Origin of the sequence: Segatella baroniae B14, assembly GCF_022024235.1 — a bacterium.
GTDB classification, from domain to species: Bacteria; Bacteroidota; Bacteroidia; order Bacteroidales; family Bacteroidaceae; genus Prevotella; species Prevotella bryantii.
Genome location: NZ_CP091799.1, coordinates 2,146,032 through 2,165,613, shown reverse-complemented (window position 1 = coordinate 2,165,613; position 19,582 = coordinate 2,146,032). Strand labels below are relative to the sequence as shown.

Here is a 19,582-nt window from a genome sequence, read left to right as displayed (position 1 = left end):
AATATAGAAACATTTTGATCAGACATAATGGATAAAATTCCTATTTGAAATAGGAAAATCCCTATTCTGAAAGTATCGAGACTAAATCGCGCATACCTTCAGAAGCCCCTTTCAGAATCTGCTTGATACAGAGTCGATCTTCTGTAATAACAGGATTAGGATCTATCAAATAGATAGGTGTACCACGGTGTGTATACTGCACCAATCCTGCTGCTGGATAAACATTAAGAGAGGTACCAATAACCACAAATATATCAGCTTTCTGAGCCTCTTCAATAGCAGGTTCTATCATCGGAACAGATTCTCCAAAGAAAACTATAAAAGGGCGTAATAGCGAACCATCAGCTGCTCTAGTCCCCGGTTCAACATCCGAGTGTTCTTCTGTCATAGTCTGTATATATTCTGGATTATAAGGATCATCACTAGAACAGACCTTGGTCAATTCTCCATGTAGATGAATCACATGACTTGAACCTGCTTTTTCATGCAAATTATCCACATTCTGGGTTATCACAGATACTTCATAATCCTTCTCCAATTGCTGTATTAACTTATGTCCCTCATTCGGGAGAGCAGACCAAAGTTTTTTACGCAACATATTATAAAAATTTGTCACAAGAGTTGGATTGGCCTCCCAACCTTCGTGAGAAGCCACTTGTTCTACAGGATAGTTTTCCCACAAGCCATCATTACCACGAAATGTCTTGAAACCACTTTCTACAGACATTCCTGCACCAGTTAAAAAAACAATTTTTTTCATATCTATTGTGGCTAAGATTGAATAAGAATAAATAGTTTTACACAAATTTAGTAAAAAATCGTCAAATGAACACCTTTTGCGGAAGAAAAATAGTATCTTTGCCGAAATTAAACCAAAAAGGAAATATTTAGAATGGACAATTTAAGTTATGCTCTCGGCATCGGTATTGGCCGTCAGCTTGCACAGATGGGTGCAGAAAGTTTGAATATTGATGATTTTGCTCAAGCTATCAAGGATATTATCGCAAACCAGGAATTAAAAGTTTCAGAGCAAGAAGCTCAGACTTTAGTTCAAAATTTCTTTGAAGAACAGGAAAAGAAAGCTCAAGCAGCAGCCGCTGAAAAAGGAAAAGCTGCCAAAGAGGAAGGTGAGAAATTTCTCGCTGAAAACAGCAAAAAGGATGGTATCATAACACTACCTTCAGGTTTGCAGTATCAAGTAATCCGTGAAGGAAATGGTAAAAAGCCAAAGGCTACTGACCAGGTAGAATGCCATTATGAAGGAACTTTAATTGATGGTACTAAGTTCGACAGTTCATACGATCGTGGCCAAACTGCAACATTCCCTTTAAATCAAGTTATCGCAGGTTGGACAGAGGGTCTTCAATTAATGCAGGAAGGCGCCAAGTATCGTTTCTTTATTCCTTACACGCTGGGTTACGGCGAGCGCGGTGCAGGTGCTTCCATCCCACCATTTGCAGCTTTGATCTTTGATGTAGAACTTGTGGCTGTTAAATAAGAAAAATTAATAATCAAATAAGGAAATGAAAAAAGTATTTATTGGAGCTTTCATAGCTCTTTATGCTGCAACATTCGTAGGTTGTGGCAATTCTACTCCTAAGGCAGACCTTAAGAATGATGTAGATACCTTAAGTTATGCCATGGGACTCGCTCAGACTCAAGGTCTGAAAGATTTTTTGGTACAGCGTATGGGGGTTGATACCACTTATATGGACGAATTTATCAAGGGGCTTAACGATGGTGCCAACGCTGGTGACGATAAGAAGAAAGCCGCTTATTACGCTGGTATCCAGATTGGTCAGCAGATTAGCCAGCAGATGGTTAAGGGTATTAATCACGAAGTATTCGGTGATGACTCTACCAAGACTATCTCTATGAAAAACTTCCTCGCAGGTTTTATTACAGGTACAACTGGTAAAAAAGGTTTGATGACTGTAGAGGAGGCTGGTAAAACTGCTCAGATGAAGGCTATGGCTATCAAGGCCAAAAATATGGAAAAACAGTATGGTTCCAATAAGGCAGCTGGCGAAAAATTCCTCGCTGCTAACAAGAAGAAAGCTGGCGTAGTTACTTTACCTTCAGGCGTACAGTATAAAGTAATCAAAGAGGGTAATGGACCTATGCCAAAAGATACCTCTATGGTAACTGTAAATTATGAAGGACGTACTATTGAAGGAAAGGTATTCGACAGCTCATACAAGCGTGGTGAGCCTGTTCAACTTCGTGCCAATCAGGTAATCAAGGGTTGGACTGAAGCGCTTATTCACATGCCTGTTGGCTCTGTTTGGGAAGTTTATATTCCCCAGAATCTTGCTTATGGCGACCGCGAGCAGGGTAACGATATCAAACCATTCTCTGCACTTATCTTCAAGATTGAATTGGTATCTCTTGGTGGTAAATAATTTACATCAAGTAAAATAGAATAAAAGGGACATAGTTCATTGGGCTATGTCCCTCATACGTTATAATAACTGACTAAAATGAATAAGACTTTATTATTAGCACTAATACTACTGACAAGTAGTACAACAACCTTTGCAGGTAACAAAAAGGACAAAAAAAATAATAAACAAGAAGTCATTGCTCCTTTAGCACTAACCAATCAGAGTGACTCTGCCAGCTATGCTGTTGGTATGCAGGCCACAGAAGGTCTGGTTGAATTTCTAAAGCAAAGTTACAAGGTAGATACTGCATATATGGCTGATTTTATCCGTGGTATGCATGATGCACAAACTCACCTAAACACCCCACAAGGAAATGCTTATGAAGCAGGTTGTGAAATTGCGAGAATGGCTCAAAGTAGAATCATTCCTAGCATTCAGGAAAGAGAACTGAAAGGTACAAATATCACTTTAAATGAAAAAGCTTTCACTAACGGTTTTATCGCTGCATTAGCAAAAGACACAACTATCTTTACTAATACGAAAGCAGCAGCAGACTACAAACAAGATATCCTGGCAGGTGAAGGTATTAAATGGCTGACAGAAAATGCCAAGAAGCCAGGTGTCAAGGTTACTCCTAGCGGATTACAGTATAAAGTACTTGTACAGGGTACAGGAGAGACACCTAAAGCTGATGAAGAGTGTGTTGTCAAGTATGAAGGCAAATTGATTAATGGTACCATATTTGACAGTTCTTACAAGCGCGATCCACAGACAAGCGAATTCCGTCCTAATCAGGTGATCAAAGGTTGGCAAGAAGCACTATGCATGATGCCTGTAGGTAGTAAATGGGAACTTTATATTCCACAAGAATTAGCATATGGCTCTCGAGCTATGGGTAATGATATCCCAGCATATTCAACTTTGATTTTCACCGTAGAGCTGGTTGATATTCGCCATAATGAAGAAAAAAAGGTTGAACCTGCGAAAACAAAAAACGAAAACAAAACGAAAAGCTCGCCAAAAAGCACACTAAAAGTCTCAAAAAAGAAGTAATTCTTAATAAAGACGGTATAAAATAACAAAATGTACGAAGATGAGCAACATTTTCGTACATTTTATTGCTTATATCAATTAAAATACCTACATTTGCTGAAACATCGAAACCTTTTGATAATTTTGAAGAAATATTAATCATCAGTAAATATGGATAAAATTGATAATCTCGACAAGAAAATTTTAAATATTTTGTCGAAGAATGCACGCATCCCTTTCAAGGACGTAGCCGCAGAATGCGGAGTATCTCGTGCTGCTATCCATCAACGAGTACAGCACTTGATTGACAATGGTACCATCACAGGCAGTGGATTTGACGTAAACCCAAAAAGTCTGGGATATTCTACTTGTACTTATGTAGGATTAAACCTGGAAAGAGGAAGTATGTACAAAAAGGTGGTTGAAAAGCTGATCAACATTCCTGAAATTATCGAATGTCACTTCACAACAGGTCCTTACACTATGCTACTTAAACTTTATGCACAGGATAATGAGCAATTAATGGATCTTCTGAACAATAAACTTCAGACCATTCCTGGTGTTGTAAGTACCGAAACATTGATTTCTCTCGAACAAAGTATTAAGAGAGAAATTCCAGTTCACATTGAGGACGAGGTTAAAAAATGAGAAACTTTAATTTGGAATCATATCTAGACAAGATATATTCCACTTTCCCTGAGACCAACCATCAACCGATGATTGGTCTCACTGCTGATTATAGCGATATAGACACAACTATACGTAGTGTATATTACCGACAAGTTGTGGCAGCTGGAGGAACTCCTATTCTTATTCCCCCTATAACGGATAAGAACACTATCATCAATACACTAGAACATCTTGATGGTCTCATCCTTACAGGTGGAGGGGATCATAATCCATTGTGGTATGGCGAAGAACCATCTCCACAACTTCACCACATTAATCAAGAACGAGATTTAGCCGAACTCTTGATTACACGCTTGGCTTATAACAGACAAATACCAATATTAGGTATATGCCGAGGCATACAAACCATTGCTATTGCTTTAGGTGGAAAAGTAGTACAAGATATCAATAATACGATAAAGCATGACCAGAACGCAAATCGCTCAGAAGCAACACATAGTGTAGCTATCGAAAAGAATTCTACACTCTATAATATCTATCATAGCGATATCCTATACGTCAATTCTTTCCACCATCAAGCTGTAGAAAAAACGGGCAGCAAGCTCAAAGTTGCAGCCAAGTCTAGTGACCATATTATTGAAGCGGTAGAAAGTAATGAATTTAAACCTATCTTAGGCGTACAATGGCATCCAGAATGGCTTGGAGAAGATGGTCTACCGATATTTAAGTGGCTCATCGAACAGGCCAATCATTTCATCAAAGCTAAAGATTTACATAACCGTATTCTTACCCTCGACTCACATTGCGATACGCCAATGTTTTTCCCACAGGGAGTGCAATTTGGCCATCGTGATCCACGTATACTCTATGATCTTCACAAGATGACAGAGGGACGTACTGACGCTGTAACTATGGTAGCTTATTTACCACAGCCAAAACTAGGTGAAACCTTCTCATCAAAGATTGACCTAGCAGGCATTGCCAAACATAATCCAGCTCTCGTTACACGTTATCCAGGATTACAATTACCCAATCCATCACTTTCACCTACAGAATATGCCGATCTTATCTTTGACAAGATAGAGGAAATAGCAAATATGAAAAGCGATTATATCAGCATCGCACGTACTCCACAAGATCTCTATGCTGATAAGCGTAATAATCGCAAGAGTATTATGTTGGGTATAGAGAATGGTCTAGCTCTAAATCACGACCTGGCTAATGTGAAGCATTTTGCACAAAGAGGTATCGTATATATCACTTTATGTCATAATGGCGACAATGATATTTGCGACAGTGCACGAGGATGCAATACTCACAATGGTGTCAGTCAATTTGGAGCACAGGTTATTCAGGAAATGAATCGACAAGGAATTATGATTGATTTGAGTCATGCTGGAGAAAAGAGCTTTTACGATGCTCTAGAAATTAGCAGAACTCCAATTGTATGTAGCCATAGCAATTGTAGGATGCTATGCGATGTTCCACGTAACCTTACCGATGAACAGCTTCGTGCTTTAGCATCGAAAGGTGGTGTTGCCCAAATTACTCTCTATCACGGTTTCCTCAAAAAGGAAGGTGAAGCTAGTATTTTAGATGCCATTCAGCATCTAGAACATGCCATTTCTATCATGGGCATAGACCATGTAGGCCTTGGTACAGACTTCGATGGTGATGGTGGTGTTAAAGGAATCGCTGATGCAAGTGAACTCATCAACTTTACCTTGCAACTATTACAACGCCGATATAGCGAAAGAGATATCGAGAAGATTTGGGGTGGTAACTGGCTACGCATTATGACTAAAGTTCAAAGTTTGAAACAATAATGAAAAAGAAAAAAGTTATATTAGTGACAATACTTATCCTTATAATAGCTGCCGTCTACGGCTGGTTTTATACTAGTAAGGACAATAATGCAGCAGACGTAACAGAAGTTGAAGAAGTTGAAAAAGTAAATCCTATCGGTCCTACATTCAATGCCGACTCTGCTTTTGCCTATTGCGCTACACAATGCAATTTTGGGCCACGAATAATGAATAGTGAAGCACACGATAAATGTGCCGATTGGATTGTTGCAAAGTTTAAACAGTACGGTTGTACAGTAGAAGAGCAAAAAGCCGATCTAAAAGGCTATGACGGCACACTACTTAAAAGCAACAACATTATAGCAAGCTATAATCCACGGGCTACAAGTCGTATCTTAATATGTGCCCACTGGGATAGTCGTCCATGGGCCGACAATGATCCTGACAGTACAAACTGGCACAAACCTGTTATGGCTGCTAATGATGGCGCTAGCGGTGTAGGTGTCATGCTCGAACTCGCTCGAACTTTACAGGCTAATGCCAAAAATCCTCAATTGGCATCTAAAGTAAAAAACCTAGGCATCGATTTTGTTTGCTTTGATGCAGAGGACTGGGGTACACCTTCATGGTCTGGTCTGCAGGACGATGAATCAACCTGGGCTTTAGGCGCACAATATTGGAGTACACATCTTCCACAAGGCTATGCTCCACGCTATGGTATTTTACTCGATATGGTTGGTGGACAAGGGGCTCAGTTCTATCGCGAACGTATGTCTCTGCAATACGCAGAACAATTTGTACATAAGATATGGAAAGCATCACGCAACGCTGGATATGGTCAATACTTTCCAAACAAAGATGGTGGTTATATTACAGACGATCACATCCCTGTTAACAAGAATGCTAACATTCCAACCATCGACATCATTCCATATTATCCAGATTGTCAACAAAGTTCTTTCGGACCTACCTGGCATACCATTAGTGATGATATGGATCACCTTGACAAAAATGTCTTGAAAGCTGTAGGACAAACTCTAATTCAAGTCATATATACGGAAATGAACCAAAAATAAGCGAAAAGATAAGGACTACATATTAACTTGGCCAACTTGCAGGTAACAAAATAGTTATCATTACAAGTTGGCCAAGTCTTTTCTTTAATCAGTATCATTTACAATTGTCCAGCCTCAACCTGTCTTACAACACGTTCAGTAAGACGATCCACACCATTTGCATCATATTTTTTAGTAAGGCTTGCACCGAACAATGAAGCAAAGGCTTGATAAAAACCTGCGCGAATAGGACCTAAGAAAGCTTGAATAAGGCTGTACGAAGACGAATTACATTCACGATAAACCAATTTAATCAACAGTTTGCCTTGAGAATACGTTAATTTTTTCATACGTGGCGTATACTCCTTTTTAATGCTTTTCTCGACAAGCTTCATATGCTCATCTTTCGCCTTTTTATTTGGCAGAGTCTGCAGATATTCATAAGTTTCTATAATAATCTGATTCACCTCTTTTGCAATCGGAAGAACCTTCTTCACATTAGCAACCAAACGATTGTAAGCTATACGCTCTTTAGCATTTTTAAATTCTATTGGAGGATATACCCAGATCTTGTTTAATTCTACATATTGTATACTATCACTCCCCATCAATACCTTGCCTACCTTTACCATAGGCTCAAAGGTTGGATTGTCCATATCCACCTCCCGATCTTCTGGCGCTATTTGCTGGTTTACTTGAGCATAAGCTGGGATTACACTCAAGAAAGCCATTGTTACTAATATGTAAATTCTATTTTTCAACATCAAAAGCAAAAGTACTATATTTTCTGCATTCAAAGAAAACAATTGCTAAAAATTTGCATTTGTCTAATATTCTCTGTACCTTTGTTAATAATTGCGAATGAACTAATAGTTATCGTGAAGAGATTATTTTTTATAATTACCATACTTTCATGTATGATAACCACTATTGATGCTCAACGGTCTAGCTCTTGGGAGAGCTACTTGGAACAAATACAAGACATGGATGACTTTGAATCCATCTCCTGGGACGATTATACTGATATTCTGACGAATCTATCTGAGCATCCTATCAATATTAACACCGCAACCCGAGAAGATTTAGAGCAATTTCCCTTTCTCACGGCCCAGCAAATTGAAGATATACAGGCTTACATCTATCAATATGGACCGATGAAGAGTTTGGGAGAAATAGCTATGATTGAATCTATAGGATATTATCAACGACAGCTATTGAGTTATTTTGTTTATCCCGGAGAAATCACAAGCAAAACTACCCTCACTTTAAAAAATATCTTAAAATATGGAAAACACGAGATTGTAGGAAGTATGAAAATTCCCTTCTATGAACGGAAAGGTGACAAAAATGGATATTTGGGCTATAAGTATAAACATTGGTTTCGCTACAATTTCACCTATGGACAGAATGTTAAATTTGGGATTCTTGGCTCACAAGACGCAGGCGAACCTTTTATGAGTCAAGGCAACTATCCTTATGACTTTTATTCTTTTTATTTCCAACTTCGAAATTTTGGAAAAATCAAGAATATTACTCTAGGTCGTTATCGCGTACATTTCGGATTAGGCCTAACTATCAACAATGATTTTGGCTTAGGCAAGACTATCACATTAACTACACTAGGCCGTAACAGCAATGCCATTCGTACACATTCCTCCCGATCATCAGCCAACTACTTACAAGGAGCAGCTACCACCATATCCCTACTCCATGGTCTTGATGTAAGTGCGTTTATATCTTATCGAAATATAGATGCAACTCTCAATACAGACAATCACACTATTGCTACTATTGTAAAAACAGGATATCATCGCACACAAAATGAGATAAATAAAAAAGATAATGCATCCACGTTCCTTTGTGGAACCAACATTCGATATTTCAAGAATGGATATCATATCGGAGCAACAGCCTTATATACATCATTTAACAAGCCACTAGCTCCAAAGACGAACCAAATTTACCGTCGATGGTATCCTCAAGGAGCATCATTTTACAATATGAGTATAGACTATGGATACACTAGTAACAAATTAACTTTTTCTGGAGAAACGGCTATCAATAATCTGAATGCTTTAGCCACACTAAATTTGGTCAGTTATGCCTTTAACAGCAATTTATCACTAATCACCATTCAGCGCTTTTACTCATACAAATATTATTCCTTATACAGTCAGAGTTTTAATGATGGAGGGGCTGTTCAAAATGAAAGTGGCATATATCTTGGTATAAATTGGCAACCTTGGCGAAAACTCACCATGATGGCATACACAGATTACGCCTATTTCCCATGGGCTCGTTATCGTACCTCAATGTCCTCTACGAGTTGGGATACTATGCTTTCAGGAACACTCCTACTACGAAAACCGTGGAATATCAACTTCAGATACCGATACCGAGTACGACAAATAAACAATTCATCAAAAACGGCTCTTGTCAACCAAACAGAACAACATGCCAAGCTTGCCGTTAATAGCTCATTTAAGACTTGGAACAACACCTTAGAAGGCAATTTTAGCTATTCTAAAGACAACCACAAAAGCTTTGGATGGATGATCGCAGAACGCTCAAGCGTCGATATACACTTTTTACGCTTATATGCAGGTATCAGCTATTTCCATACACAAGATTTCAATAGTCGAGTATATGCCTATGAGCAAGGGCCACTTTATACTCTCAGTTTCCCTTCTTTTTATGGTGAAGGCATTCATTATATGCTCATGACCAAAGCCAATATCAACAGTCATCTCATGGTGTTAGCCAAAGTAGGTACCACTAACTATTTCGATCGAAATCACATATCAAGCAGTTATCAACAAATTAATCAATCCGCCATAACTGATTTAGATATACAGGTAAAGTGGAAATTTTAATATCAACTACAATAATGTTTCCCCATTAAGTACACGTTCAAATTTATCTAAATAGGCCATCGCCATCACCTTTGCATTAAATTGATCTGCAGCATATTCATGGCAGAGTTTTGAAGAATAACTAGGTAGGTTCTGAAGGTGACTTATTATTGCTTGTTCATCACCTAAAAATCCGACTTCAGATGGTATTAACTCTGACAAAGCCCCTCTTGGTGTACCAAAGACCGGAGAACCATAGTAAAGAGACTCTATCAAGCAAAGGCCAAATGGCTCATCCCACAATATCGGGAAAATCAGGCCCTTTGACTGTTGAATAATCTGTTGCTTTTCTACATTATCAACCATACCATGAAAATGAATACGCGGACTTAAAGTAAAGCGAAACCCCATCTTAAGATTCAGACGATATCCACCCAATACATCAAGATGAGCATGAGGAATATTTTTTGCAATGCGTATAGCACCCTTCACATTTTTAACTTTCCATGCAGCTTTGCCTAAAAAATGGAAATGATTACGTGTAAGAGATAAATTAACAGCTCCATACTCATCCCAATCTAAGCCATTGTATACATAAGAGCTGCTACCATAACGCTTGGCATGATCAGCCGATACAAATATCGAGTAAGGAGAAATTGTTGTTCCTTGAGGTAAATTACCATTTATCGTAACAACATAAGGTTGTTTAAGGTTTTCTTCATAAACGGTATCACTAAAATGCACAATATCTGTATCCCCAGGAATCTGCTTACCAATACTCATATTGGGATTAATAGCTACTACTCTAGCAAAAGGACATGATGATCCGGAATGTACCAAAAACGTTACTTGATGCCCCATGGCAGAAAGCTCCTTACCTAAAGCCCAAATTACACGTTCGGTACCACCATAATGTTTTACTGGGAGAATCGTATCTTTAACTATTGTAATATTCATCTATTTACTAAAATTATTCTATCGTTCAACTTCCAAATACAATATCATATTCATGCAGTCATTAAAACCTTAGCAAAAGTACAAAAAAAATATATCTTTGCCAAAACTATCAGCATTACTTAATAATATCATTAAGTATCCGTTACTATCACTAAAGCACATGTAACATCATTATTTCAAGTTTAATTAACATCTATAAATATTTAGAAATCATCATCTCTTCCAAGCCGATTCATTTTATTTTTGTAATTTTGCATACATAAATCAAAAGGAATAGAAATCAATGGAAAATCTTCAAGAGCAATCAACACAACATTATTATAGAAAACAAATGCTCAGATTCATTCTGACTTATTTTTCCCTAGTGATACCGAGCATTCTACAAAAACCAATATTTACAGCATTATACTGTAATGACACTGAGTATTTTACAGATTGTACCAAAGTTATTTATCACGGACTTTCGCTTGATTTTACAATTGCTGGATATTTAATGATTATTCCTGCATTGCTGCTAGTAGTATCTATATGGTCTGATTCTAAGTATCTCAAAAAGGCTTTCACTATATACAATGGCATTACAGCAAGCCTACTGATTACCATATTTTGTCTGAATATCATACTTTATAAATTTTGGCGATTCCCATTAGATTCAACCCCTCTTTTCTATTTTCTTTCATCGCCTAAGGATGCGATTTCTAGTGTCAGTCTCGGCTTTGTAGCCATTGGCCTTTTAGTCACTTTCGTGTTCATTTACATGACCTATTTGTTTTTGAATAAATGCCATTCTCTTATAGCTATCACTCCCACATATAACAATAAAAAGAAGATAATATCTACCGTCATACTTATCATATTCACAGGATTGCTAATCATTCCTATAAGAGGTGGAATAACAGTATCTACACAAAATACGGGTACTGCTTATTTCAGTGAGAAAATGGAGCTTAATCATGCTGCTGTCAATCCAGCATTCAGTCTCTTCGAAAGTATAATAAAAGAAAATGATTTTGCTGGGCAATATCGTTTCATGGACAATCAGGAAGCCAACCGTATCATGAACGGTCTAATTAACACAAGCGATAAAGGGATGAAAACCATTCTCTCTACCAAACGTCCGGATATATACATTGTCATTTTAGAAAGCTTTTCTGATTCCGTCATGAAAACAGGAGCAACACCCCAATTGGCTAAATTAGCAAAAGAAGGCATTTATTTTGAGAATATGCACGCCAATAGTTTCAGAACTGACCGAGGTACCTTGGCGATTCTTAGTGGCTATCCTGCTCAGCCAACTATGAGTCTTATGAAATATCCTAAAAAGACCAATACCCTTCCTTCTATCGGTAAAAAATTAGCTCAAGCAGGATACGGATTGAAATATTTTTATGGTGGCGATGCTGATTTCACGAACATGAGATCTTATCTTGTTAGCATGGATTTCACGGATATTACTAGCGATATTAATTTTCCTGTAAAAGACAGACTAAGTAAATGGGGGGTACCAGATCATCTCGTTTTTCAACGCATGGAGGAGGAACTCACCGAACAAGACAAAAAGCCTAGACTGTGGGTATTGCAAACTAGCAGTTCTCACGAGCCTTTTGATGTTCCATATCATAAATTAAACAACAAAGTGCTGAATGCCTTCAACTATACCGATGACTGCATTGGCAAATTTGTTACAGCACTTAAAAAAAGTCAAAAGTGGGATAATGCTCTCGTCATATTTATCCCAGATCACTTAGGATGCTATCCTGAAACTATCGATAATTTCCATATCTATCGATATGAAATACCGATGATTTGGACAGGTGGCGCCATCACTGGTCATCAAAAAATAGAAACATACGGATCACAGCAAGACATCGCAGCTACCTTATTAGGGCAACTATCTATAGATCATAGTGATATGAAATTTAGTAAGAATATGCTAGCGACATCTATACCTCATTTTGCATTCTTTACTGTTCCTGATGCATGGGGAATGGCCAAGAAGGACAAATACGTAATTTTCAATAACAAGAATGAAAAAGTTGTTACTAAGAGTGGTAACTACAAATCACTCGTTCCACAAGGAAAAGCCTATTTACAAAAACTATACGATGACATTGCTGCAAGATAAATGAATGCGCATAAAATACTTACCCAGTAGAGCATATTTCGTTAAATATTTCTACCTTTGCAAAATATATTTCAAATATGGGTGAAATTAAACTATAAAAATGGCCGATTATAATATACAAACTGTACATGATAAGATTTTAGGCATTTGTAAAGCACTTGATGAAACTTGTAAAAGTCATGGACTAACTTATTATCTATGGGCTGGTACCATGATAGGTGCCGTACGGCATCAAGGTTTTATTCCATGGGATGATGATATGGATATCGCCATGCCAAGAGCTGATTATGACAAATTGATTGCCCACTGCAAAGAATGGCTACCACAACAATATGAAATGATTTGCAGCGAAAATGATGCTAACTATCCTTTGCCTTTTGCTAAAATTCAAGATGCAAATACTACATTAATAGAACGGGCTCACATGCATTATACTGGTGGTATATATCTTGATGTCTTTCCTATTGATGGTGTACCAACTGAATGGATAGCCCGCCATTGGCAATTCACACAATATCAATATTGGAAAAAGGTGCTTTATCTGCTTTATCGTGATCCTTATAAACACGGTCATGGAGTTAGTTCATGGATTCCTCTTTTATGCAGAAAATTCTATACTTTAAAGGGTGTACAGGATAAAATTCGTACCCTACTTCATAAATACAGCTATGATAACAACATACTTGTTGCTGATTATGATGACGGAATGAAAGGAGTAATGAATAAAAACATTTTAGGACATCCTACAGCCTTTACTTTCGAAAATACTACATTATTAGGTGTAGAACACTACGAGGCTTATCTGAGCAATAAATATGGCGATTATATGACGCTTCCAGATGAAAAACATCAGCGTCAACATAATTTTCACTACTTAGACTTAGAAAATTCATATAAAGACTATTATAAAAAAAATAAGAACTCTCTTTGAGTTCTTATTTTTTTATCTCAAATAATACAATAATTTCTTATAGGCAAGTTTCAAATTCCAGGTTAAACGGCGATACGTTTTCTTTTTTGCACTTTTTTCATTAATTGAAGATGCAAACAGACCCGTATGAGAGCCTTGAGTTGCTATACACGGATGACACCAGTAATAGTTTAACCCTGCTCGCTGTATCAATGATGTATGATATAAATCTATCGGCATATCACATCGATTTTCACGTACATGCTGAAGTATAAGTTCGGCAGCTTCTCTTGTGCAATACAAAGCACCTGCAAATCGATCTCTTTTGGCTATATACAAATGCTGGCCCTTTTTACGCTGAGAACCTGGCACAAAATGTAGACTACTGTCCTCAAAAGAAATAAGGGCCGTTGCAAGATGACGATTTTGTATTTCAGATAGACACTGATTAAATACTTTTTCAAAGTTAGGATACAAAAGCATATCATCTTCCAAAATCAAGGCGCCATCTAATTGATGATCTACAATATATCTTGCAGCCTTAAGATGTTTAGTTGCAACGGAAGTAGCTGGTGAAATGCAATCCATCTCTCCAGTAAAATATTGATGAACAAACTCTAGATTGAGATCATCCATATCACCATCGAGAATATACTCAAAAGAATATCCCCAGCTTTTCATCATTTTTTCAATATGCTTCTGTCGGTCTTCATATCCTTTTTTCACATGAAGAACCAATATTTTTGAGTTTATCATAGACTTATGTATACATTACTAATTTGAGTTGCTACATCACTATTTTCAAACCTACGCACATATTCACGACTTGCACGATTCAACGCCTCCCGATGTTCAATACAATACAATATAGCATTTTTCATCCCCTCTACATCATCAGGATCTACATATAGACAAGCCTCTCCACCAGCTTCTTCCAAACAACTGCCCAATGCTGCTACAACTGGCAATCCACTTTGAATAGCCTCAATAATAGGTATACCAAAACCTTCATAACGAGAAGGATATACAAAGCATTGAGCCTGCTGATAGATAGCATAAAGATCATGATTAGGCACCCCCGAAAGGAAATGGACACGAGTGGCATACGATTTACCTTGTATACGTTTCATGATGTCACGATAATACTGAGTTTTTCGTCCAACAATGACGATATGAAAATCTTTAGGAAGTTTCTCTAAGGATTGAATAGCTAGATATACATTTTTACGTTCCTCTATTGTACCCACATTCAAGATATAGGTATCAGGAAGGTTATATTTTTTTTTGACCTCTTGAATTTGTTCTTCTGAAACCGTAACTTTAAAACGGGTACCACAACTCTGATAGATGACATCAATCTTATCTGCAGGAAAATTACTATAATGAAGTATATCACGTTTAGTACATTCACTGATAGCTATGATACGATCGGCCTCTTTCACGGATTGATAAAACTTACGTTTGTAGAGTTGCACATCTATCCAATGATAATATTCTGGATGACGAAGAAAAATAAGATCATGTATAGTCAGCACACTCTTTATACCTGTTTTTTTTAGTCCTATAGGCAATTCACCAGATAATCCATGATATATCTCTACCCCATCCCGTTTAAGATCTTTCACAACACCTCTACTACGCCACAAGCTAGCTTTGATTTTCGAAAAAATAGAAGAACTACATTTACCATTAGTTCCATTTGGATATTTAAAAATCACATTTTCATGGAATTCTATCTGATTGCGCAATTCATCTTTCCCCTGATCAGGCGCATAGAGGAAAAATTCATCATTATGATCGATGGCCGCTAAAGAATTAATTAGTGTACGACTATAACTGCCCAACCCTGTTCCATTTCTGACTATTCGTTTTGCATCGTATCCTATTTTCATTTATTTCTTCTTTTTAGGAACAACTTTACCATTAACAACTTCAAATCTTTCATTAAACTCTTCACGTGTACGTTTCCACCGATTATGACTCCAAAGATATAATTCAGGTTGTCTACGAATTGTTTTTTCGAGTTCTTGAAAATAAATATCTGTTATCTCAAAATCACGTATAACCTTGGTGTCACGGTGAATAACTTTCATCTCACAATTGTAATGACCTCGACAAACACGAGTTACATCACCATACACAAAGGCTTGTTTAGTATGTTTTACTATGCGCTCTGCACCAGTCAATACTGGTGTATCATGATTCAAGAAGTTGAGCCAATGATGCATATTCCACCACATGGGTACCTGATCAGCTATATATCCTACGACCAAAGGTTTCCCTTCACGCTCAAACTGAATAATCTTACGTAAAGACTCTTGCATCGGAATACACAAAGCTCCTTGACGCTCCCTGACGTATTTAAACAATTTGTCAAAATATTCATTTTCCAAAGGATGATAAAGCTGACAGCACAAGGCTCCAGGCGCCCAATAAGGCATTGCGGTAATCCATTCCCAATTCCCTAGATGACCTAAGTAGACTGCCATTGACTGGCCCTCTGATATCGCTTGGTTGAATTCTTCCAAACCTGTAAATGTCATACGTTTGCAGAGTTCTTCCTTACTCATCGTCATGAGTTTGATTGTCTCTACAAGATAATCGCAGAAATAATGATAAAATCCCCGCTCTATCTTCTTTAATTCTTCATCGCTTTTTTCAGGAAAAGAAGATTTCAAGTTTTTCCATATTACCTGATGACGGTATCTTATAACGTCGGCTATCAGCAAGCACAGTAAATCTGAAAAGATATACAATACCTTCAATGGTAATAGCGACATGACAAACCAAAAGCCATAGGCTAACAGGTATCCGATATAGGATAATTTTTTTTTCATGCGTTCGTAATATCAAAATACTTTTGTAATACCAAGTAAGAAATCAAATCTTCACGTTTCCGGTTCCTAAACTGGTTGATATATTCGTGTGCATGACGAACTATCGCTTCAGCCTCTTTAGGATGTCCTAGATAATAAGCGATACGTTCTTTAAGATCAGAGAAATCTGGCTTTATTTCTATATAATGATAATTTGGAATGAGCTTTCCTTCCATAAACCAAGTCTCACAAGTAGGCCTTGGCATCACTGCTATCGAATTGGAAGACATAATCCACTTCAGGTTACTCGCCACATCATTTCCTTCAAGTGCCATGATAAACTTGTAATCCAAATGTTCACCTATCGTTAACTTTTCAGTATACCATTCTGGATATTGCTTATCTATCACTCCAAGATTACACAATGCATCCCCATAATACATTTTCATAAAGTCATACCTATTCTTTTTTAAAATACTATGACTATGCTCCTGTATCATACCTCTAAAGATGACCATATCTTTCTTTTCTGCCCATTTCTTTTTATCATGAACAAATAAGAAATGACGAACTTTGTCTAGATTCAAAAGCACTGAATTTTCCTGATTCTGCTGTAAAGGTCGACTTTTAACAATAGAAGGTACTTCTGGTATATAAGTTATATCACCTGGCAATAGACACCAACGATTCTCTAAAGGGAAACTCTTGGCGTAGCTATATGAATCAAGATAGTAAACTTTTTGGCCTGTCATAAGCTGATCTTTCAACATAAGCGATTTTTCTTGAAACTTTTCCGGCTGAAAATCAGCACTGGTCAGTTGATTATAATAATTTACTCGATCCAAAATATACGCTTTATCCTCTCGCTTATCCAATGATTTCAAAATACGACGACGATTCCATGCTTTCAGCCAATGGGGTGTGTAGATTGACAGATAGGATAGGATATAATACTTTAATTTAGAATTCTTTCCACTATGAAGTGTGTAATAAATTTTTCGTTTATTCATATTTCTTTATTTTTGTGCTGGCAAAAGTTTATCATTCACCATACGATACATGTATTGATAGATCATTGCTTTCAGCTCTGTTTCCATCTTATTCTGTTCTGGAACTTTACCTATCAAATTATGCTTCATGAACAAATCTGTTAATTTATACATAGCCTTGGTCGTCTTACCATCAAACTGCATTACATAACCATACTTCACATACTGATAAATACCGTTAAGATAGTTAACAGCCCAAGTTTCTTGAGCAGGTGTACGAAGTAAGTCTACGCCAAAAGCCATATAAGTATTGGGATAACCAATATAGTTAAGTATCGTTGGCATAATATCAATTTGCTGAGCTATACCATCTATACGCTGAGCTTTGATTTCACCTGAAGGGTCATATATAATAATCGGTGAGCAAAAACCGCCAATATCGGTCTTATACTGCTCATGGTCACTCTGATTGGTATGATCACTTGTAATCACAAAAATCGTATTTTTAAACCAACTCTGTTTGCTGGCCGATGCAAAAAATTTGCCAATAGCCATATCAGTGTAACGTATACATTTGTGGATAGGAAGATGTTCTTCTTGATAGACATTCTTATATTTTTCTGGCACTACAAACGGATCGTGGCTAGATACAGTAAAGATTGCTGTCATAAAAGGCTGTTTCATTTCACCCATCTTTGCACAGTAGTATTGCATAAATGGTTCATCCCATATACCCCAGTTACCATCAAAATCAGCCTCCCCACCAAAACGGCTATCACTATCATAATCTTCACGCCCATAATAATTTTGAAAACCAATTTTCTTGGCAAAGGCCAAAAATCCCATAGAACCGCGTTTGGCTCCATGGAAGAAGGCTGTTTGATATCCCCACTTGCTCAATAATCCTGGTATTCCTGTATAGATATTCATTGACGCAGGTGTCAAAATAAACGGTTCACCAAAACGAGGTATACTACTCAATACAGAAGGCATACCATCTATGCTTTTACGACCATTGCAGAAGGAATAGCGGTACACTAGACTTTTCTCGATAATCTTGTCAACATTTGGCGTATAGCCTTTGTATTTCCCTTCAAAGAAATCATGATTAAAGCCACCAATATATTCACGCCCGAAACTTTCGACGATAAGAATTACAATATTCTTTTTCTGCACTTTCGAAGGAATATCATATAGCATTGAGGAAAGATACTCCTGACGGTGAATCGGTTCATATATTTTAGACGATTCTTCAAGTGAATGATAATAATCTGGCACCACAAAGTCTGCCTTTCCCAAGGTGCGGATAAAAGCAAAAGGAGTATTGAGAACTATGGCACAATCTGTAGGTCGGTCTACATACTCGTTTGCATTGCTAATCGTAATTGGACGAACATCACCCTTTAAGCCACCTCGACCTCCGCCTATAGTTGCCACAACAGCAATAATTAGACAAGCCAACTGAATAACAGAATAAATACATCTATACTTGGCCGTCATATAATGCTTAGCATCAGTACGTGGCATAACGTAAAGCTTACATACCAAATACATAACTACCGCAAAAACGACCACCAGATACCAATGCGTAAGTGTATTATTCAGAACTATACTTGCTATGTTATTCTCATTGTCGAATTCTCTAAACACAGAGGCCGTTGTACGACGAAGTGTAAAAGGAAAATAGACAGAATCAGCTAGATTAATGACCAGTGTAAAGCCATTAACGACAAGAAAAATCCCCTTACATACCTGATGATATACTCGATTTTCCTTTAGCCAAAGCGGAAATAGCATCAGTAATGTATAGAGACCGTTAGTATAAAGAATAGCAGAAGTATCAAACACCAATCCACCCTTCAACCAATGACTGATTGGGGTGGATGCTAAGCCATCTGCAAAATAGCTATAATTAACTAAAAAAAAGGTAACTCTAGCTAAGAAATAAATAAGATAAGCTAGAGCTATATTCAAAATCAAAGCAATAGGCGAACCAAAAGTTGATTTAAGTACTCGTTTCATACTAA

Annotated in this window: 17 protein-coding genes; 9 read left to right on the top strand and 8 right to left on the bottom strand. The window is 37.3% G+C overall.

Annotated elements, in window-relative coordinates:
* Window positions 1-61 precede the first annotated feature (61 nt).
* On the bottom strand, window positions 62-760 hold the full coding sequence (locus L6469_RS09230) for an SIR2 family NAD-dependent protein deacylase (protein WP_006283526.1): 699 nt from the start codon (window positions 758-760) through the stop codon (window positions 62-64).
* A 132-nt stretch (window positions 761-892) separates the two neighbouring features.
* Between L6469_RS09230 and L6469_RS09225 the strand changes: the two genes are divergently transcribed.
* The 6 genes from L6469_RS09225 (at window position 893) to L6469_RS09200 (ending at window position 6,927) form a co-directional block, all read left to right on the top strand.
* Window positions 893-1,498 carry an FKBP-type peptidyl-prolyl cis-trans isomerase gene (locus L6469_RS09225; protein WP_006283527.1) on the top strand — a complete coding sequence of 202 codons (606 nt, stop codon included), beginning with the start codon at window positions 893-895 and terminating at the stop codon, window positions 1,496-1,498.
* A 25-nt stretch (window positions 1,499-1,523) separates the two neighbouring features.
* Complete coding sequence (locus tag L6469_RS09220; protein ID WP_006283528.1) at window positions 1,524-2,402, top strand: FKBP-type peptidyl-prolyl cis-trans isomerase; 879 nt, start codon at window positions 1,524-1,526, stop codon at window positions 2,400-2,402.
* A 78-nt stretch (window positions 2,403-2,480) separates the two neighbouring features.
* Complete coding sequence (locus L6469_RS09215; protein ID WP_006283529.1) at window positions 2,481-3,437, top strand: FKBP-type peptidyl-prolyl cis-trans isomerase; 957 nt, start codon at window positions 2,481-2,483, stop codon at window positions 3,435-3,437.
* A gap of 150 nt (window positions 3,438-3,587) precedes the next feature.
* Window positions 3,588-4,064, top strand: coding sequence for an Lrp/AsnC family transcriptional regulator (locus L6469_RS09210; protein ID WP_006283530.1), 477 nt, complete (start codon window positions 3,588-3,590; stop codon window positions 4,062-4,064).
* Entirely contained in the window at window positions 4,061-5,872 is a 1,812-nt protein-coding gene (locus L6469_RS09205; RefSeq protein ID WP_006283531.1) for a fused gamma-glutamyl-gamma-aminobutyrate hydrolase/peptidase, read from the top strand. Before L6469_RS09210 ends, L6469_RS09205 begins: the two co-directional genes overlap by 4 nt.
* Window positions 5,872-6,927, top strand: coding sequence for a M28 family peptidase (locus L6469_RS09200; RefSeq protein WP_006283532.1), 1,056 nt, complete (start codon window positions 5,872-5,874; stop codon window positions 6,925-6,927). The genes L6469_RS09205 and L6469_RS09200 overlap by 1 nt, the downstream gene beginning before the upstream one ends.
* A 98-nt stretch (window positions 6,928-7,025) precedes the next feature.
* Here L6469_RS09200 and L6469_RS09195 read toward each other — a convergent pair whose 3' ends face one another.
* Complete coding sequence (locus L6469_RS09195) at window positions 7,026-7,637, bottom strand: DUF4294 domain-containing protein (protein WP_223918709.1); 612 nt, start codon at window positions 7,635-7,637, stop codon at window positions 7,026-7,028.
* 186 nt (window positions 7,638-7,823) lie between these two features.
* Between L6469_RS09195 and L6469_RS09190 the strand changes: the two genes are divergently transcribed.
* Complete coding sequence (locus L6469_RS09190) at window positions 7,824-9,779, top strand: helix-hairpin-helix domain-containing protein (RefSeq protein ID WP_143067133.1); 1,956 nt, start codon at window positions 7,824-7,826, stop codon at window positions 9,777-9,779.
* Between the two features lie 6 nt (window positions 9,780-9,785).
* Here L6469_RS09190 and L6469_RS09185 read toward each other — a convergent pair whose 3' ends face one another.
* Window positions 9,786-10,715, bottom strand: a complete 930-nt coding sequence (locus L6469_RS09185) for a glycosyltransferase (RefSeq protein WP_006283535.1) — start codon at window positions 10,713-10,715, stop codon at window positions 9,786-9,788.
* A gap of 331 nt (window positions 10,716-11,046) precedes the next feature.
* Between L6469_RS09185 and L6469_RS09180 the strand changes: the two genes are divergently transcribed.
* Together L6469_RS09180 and L6469_RS09175 are read left to right on the top strand one after the other, a co-directional pair.
* Complete coding sequence (locus L6469_RS09180) at window positions 11,047-12,840, top strand: LTA synthase family protein (RefSeq protein ID WP_081456352.1); 1,794 nt, start codon at window positions 11,047-11,049, stop codon at window positions 12,838-12,840.
* A gap of 100 nt (window positions 12,841-12,940) precedes the next feature.
* Window positions 12,941-13,771, top strand: coding sequence for a LicD family protein (locus L6469_RS09175; protein WP_006283537.1), 831 nt, complete (start codon window positions 12,941-12,943; stop codon window positions 13,769-13,771).
* Window positions 13,772-13,783: 12 nt separating this feature from the next.
* On the opposite strand, the gene L6469_RS09170 is transcribed toward L6469_RS09175, so the two are convergent.
* From L6469_RS09170 to L6469_RS09150, 5 genes are read right to left on the bottom strand one after another with little or no spacing between them, the layout of a single operon-like run.
* Entirely contained in the window at window positions 13,784-14,506 is a 723-nt protein-coding gene (locus tag L6469_RS09170; RefSeq protein ID WP_006283538.1) for an LPS glycosyltransferase, read from the bottom strand.
* Window positions 14,503-15,642, bottom strand: a complete 1,140-nt coding sequence (locus L6469_RS09165) for a glycosyltransferase family 4 protein (RefSeq protein WP_006283539.1) — start codon at window positions 15,640-15,642, stop codon at window positions 14,503-14,505. Before L6469_RS09165 ends, L6469_RS09170 begins: the two co-directional genes overlap by 4 nt.
* Window positions 15,643-16,587: a lysophospholipid acyltransferase family protein gene (locus L6469_RS09160; protein ID WP_006283540.1), complete on the bottom strand. Its 945-nt coding sequence runs from the start codon at window positions 16,585-16,587 to the stop codon at window positions 15,643-15,645.
* On the bottom strand, window positions 16,584-17,576 hold the full coding sequence (locus L6469_RS09155; RefSeq protein WP_006283541.1) for a glycosyl transferase family 90: 993 nt from the start codon (window positions 17,574-17,576) through the stop codon (window positions 16,584-16,586). Before L6469_RS09155 ends, L6469_RS09160 begins: the two co-directional genes overlap by 4 nt.
* 6 nt (window positions 17,577-17,582) lie before the next feature.
* Complete coding sequence (locus tag L6469_RS09150; RefSeq protein WP_006283542.1) at window positions 17,583-19,577, bottom strand: LTA synthase family protein; 1,995 nt, start codon at window positions 19,575-19,577, stop codon at window positions 17,583-17,585.
* Window positions 19,578-19,582 lie beyond the last annotated feature (5 nt).

Bases quoted from the DNA above. Each gene is read 5' to 3' on its own strand.
- L6469_RS09230 (WP_006283526.1), bottom strand. From the start codon at position 760: ATGAAAAAAATTGTTTTTTTAACTGGTGCAGGAATGTCTGTAGAAAGT.
- L6469_RS09225 (WP_006283527.1), top strand. From the start codon at position 893: ATGGACAATTTAAGTTATGCTCTCGGCATCGGTATTGGCCGTCAGCTT.
- L6469_RS09220 (WP_006283528.1), top strand. From the start codon at position 1,524: ATGAAAAAAGTATTTATTGGAGCTTTCATAGCTCTTTATGCTGCAACA.
- L6469_RS09215 (WP_006283529.1), top strand. From the start codon at position 2,481: ATGAATAAGACTTTATTATTAGCACTAATACTACTGACAAGTAGTACA.
- L6469_RS09210 (WP_006283530.1), top strand. From the start codon at position 3,588: ATGGATAAAATTGATAATCTCGACAAGAAAATTTTAAATATTTTGTCG.
- L6469_RS09205 (WP_006283531.1), top strand. From the start codon at position 4,061: ATGAGAAACTTTAATTTGGAATCATATCTAGACAAGATATATTCCACT.
- L6469_RS09200 (WP_006283532.1), top strand. From the start codon at position 5,872: ATGAAAAAGAAAAAAGTTATATTAGTGACAATACTTATCCTTATAATA.
- L6469_RS09195 (WP_223918709.1), bottom strand. From the start codon at position 7,637: ATGGCTTTCTTGAGTGTAATCCCAGCTTATGCTCAAGTAAACCAGCAA.
- L6469_RS09190 (WP_143067133.1), top strand. From the start codon at position 7,824: ATGATAACCACTATTGATGCTCAACGGTCTAGCTCTTGGGAGAGCTAC.
- L6469_RS09185 (WP_006283535.1), bottom strand. From the start codon at position 10,715: ATGAATATTACAATAGTTAAAGATACGATTCTCCCAGTAAAACATTAT.
- L6469_RS09180 (WP_081456352.1), top strand. From the start codon at position 11,047: ATGCTCAGATTCATTCTGACTTATTTTTCCCTAGTGATACCGAGCATT.
- L6469_RS09175 (WP_006283537.1), top strand. From the start codon at position 12,941: ATGGCCGATTATAATATACAAACTGTACATGATAAGATTTTAGGCATT.
- L6469_RS09170 (WP_006283538.1), bottom strand. From the start codon at position 14,506: ATGATAAACTCAAAAATATTGGTTCTTCATGTGAAAAAAGGATATGAA.
- L6469_RS09165 (WP_006283539.1), bottom strand. From the start codon at position 15,642: ATGAAAATAGGATACGATGCAAAACGAATAGTCAGAAATGGAACAGGG.
- L6469_RS09160 (WP_006283540.1), bottom strand. From the start codon at position 16,587: ATGAAAAAAAAATTATCCTATATCGGATACCTGTTAGCCTATGGCTTT.
- L6469_RS09155 (WP_006283541.1), bottom strand. From the start codon at position 17,576: ATGAATAAACGAAAAATTTATTACACACTTCATAGTGGAAAGAATTCT.
- L6469_RS09150 (WP_006283542.1), bottom strand. From the start codon at position 19,577: ATGAAACGAGTACTTAAATCAACTTTTGGTTCGCCTATTGCTTTGATT.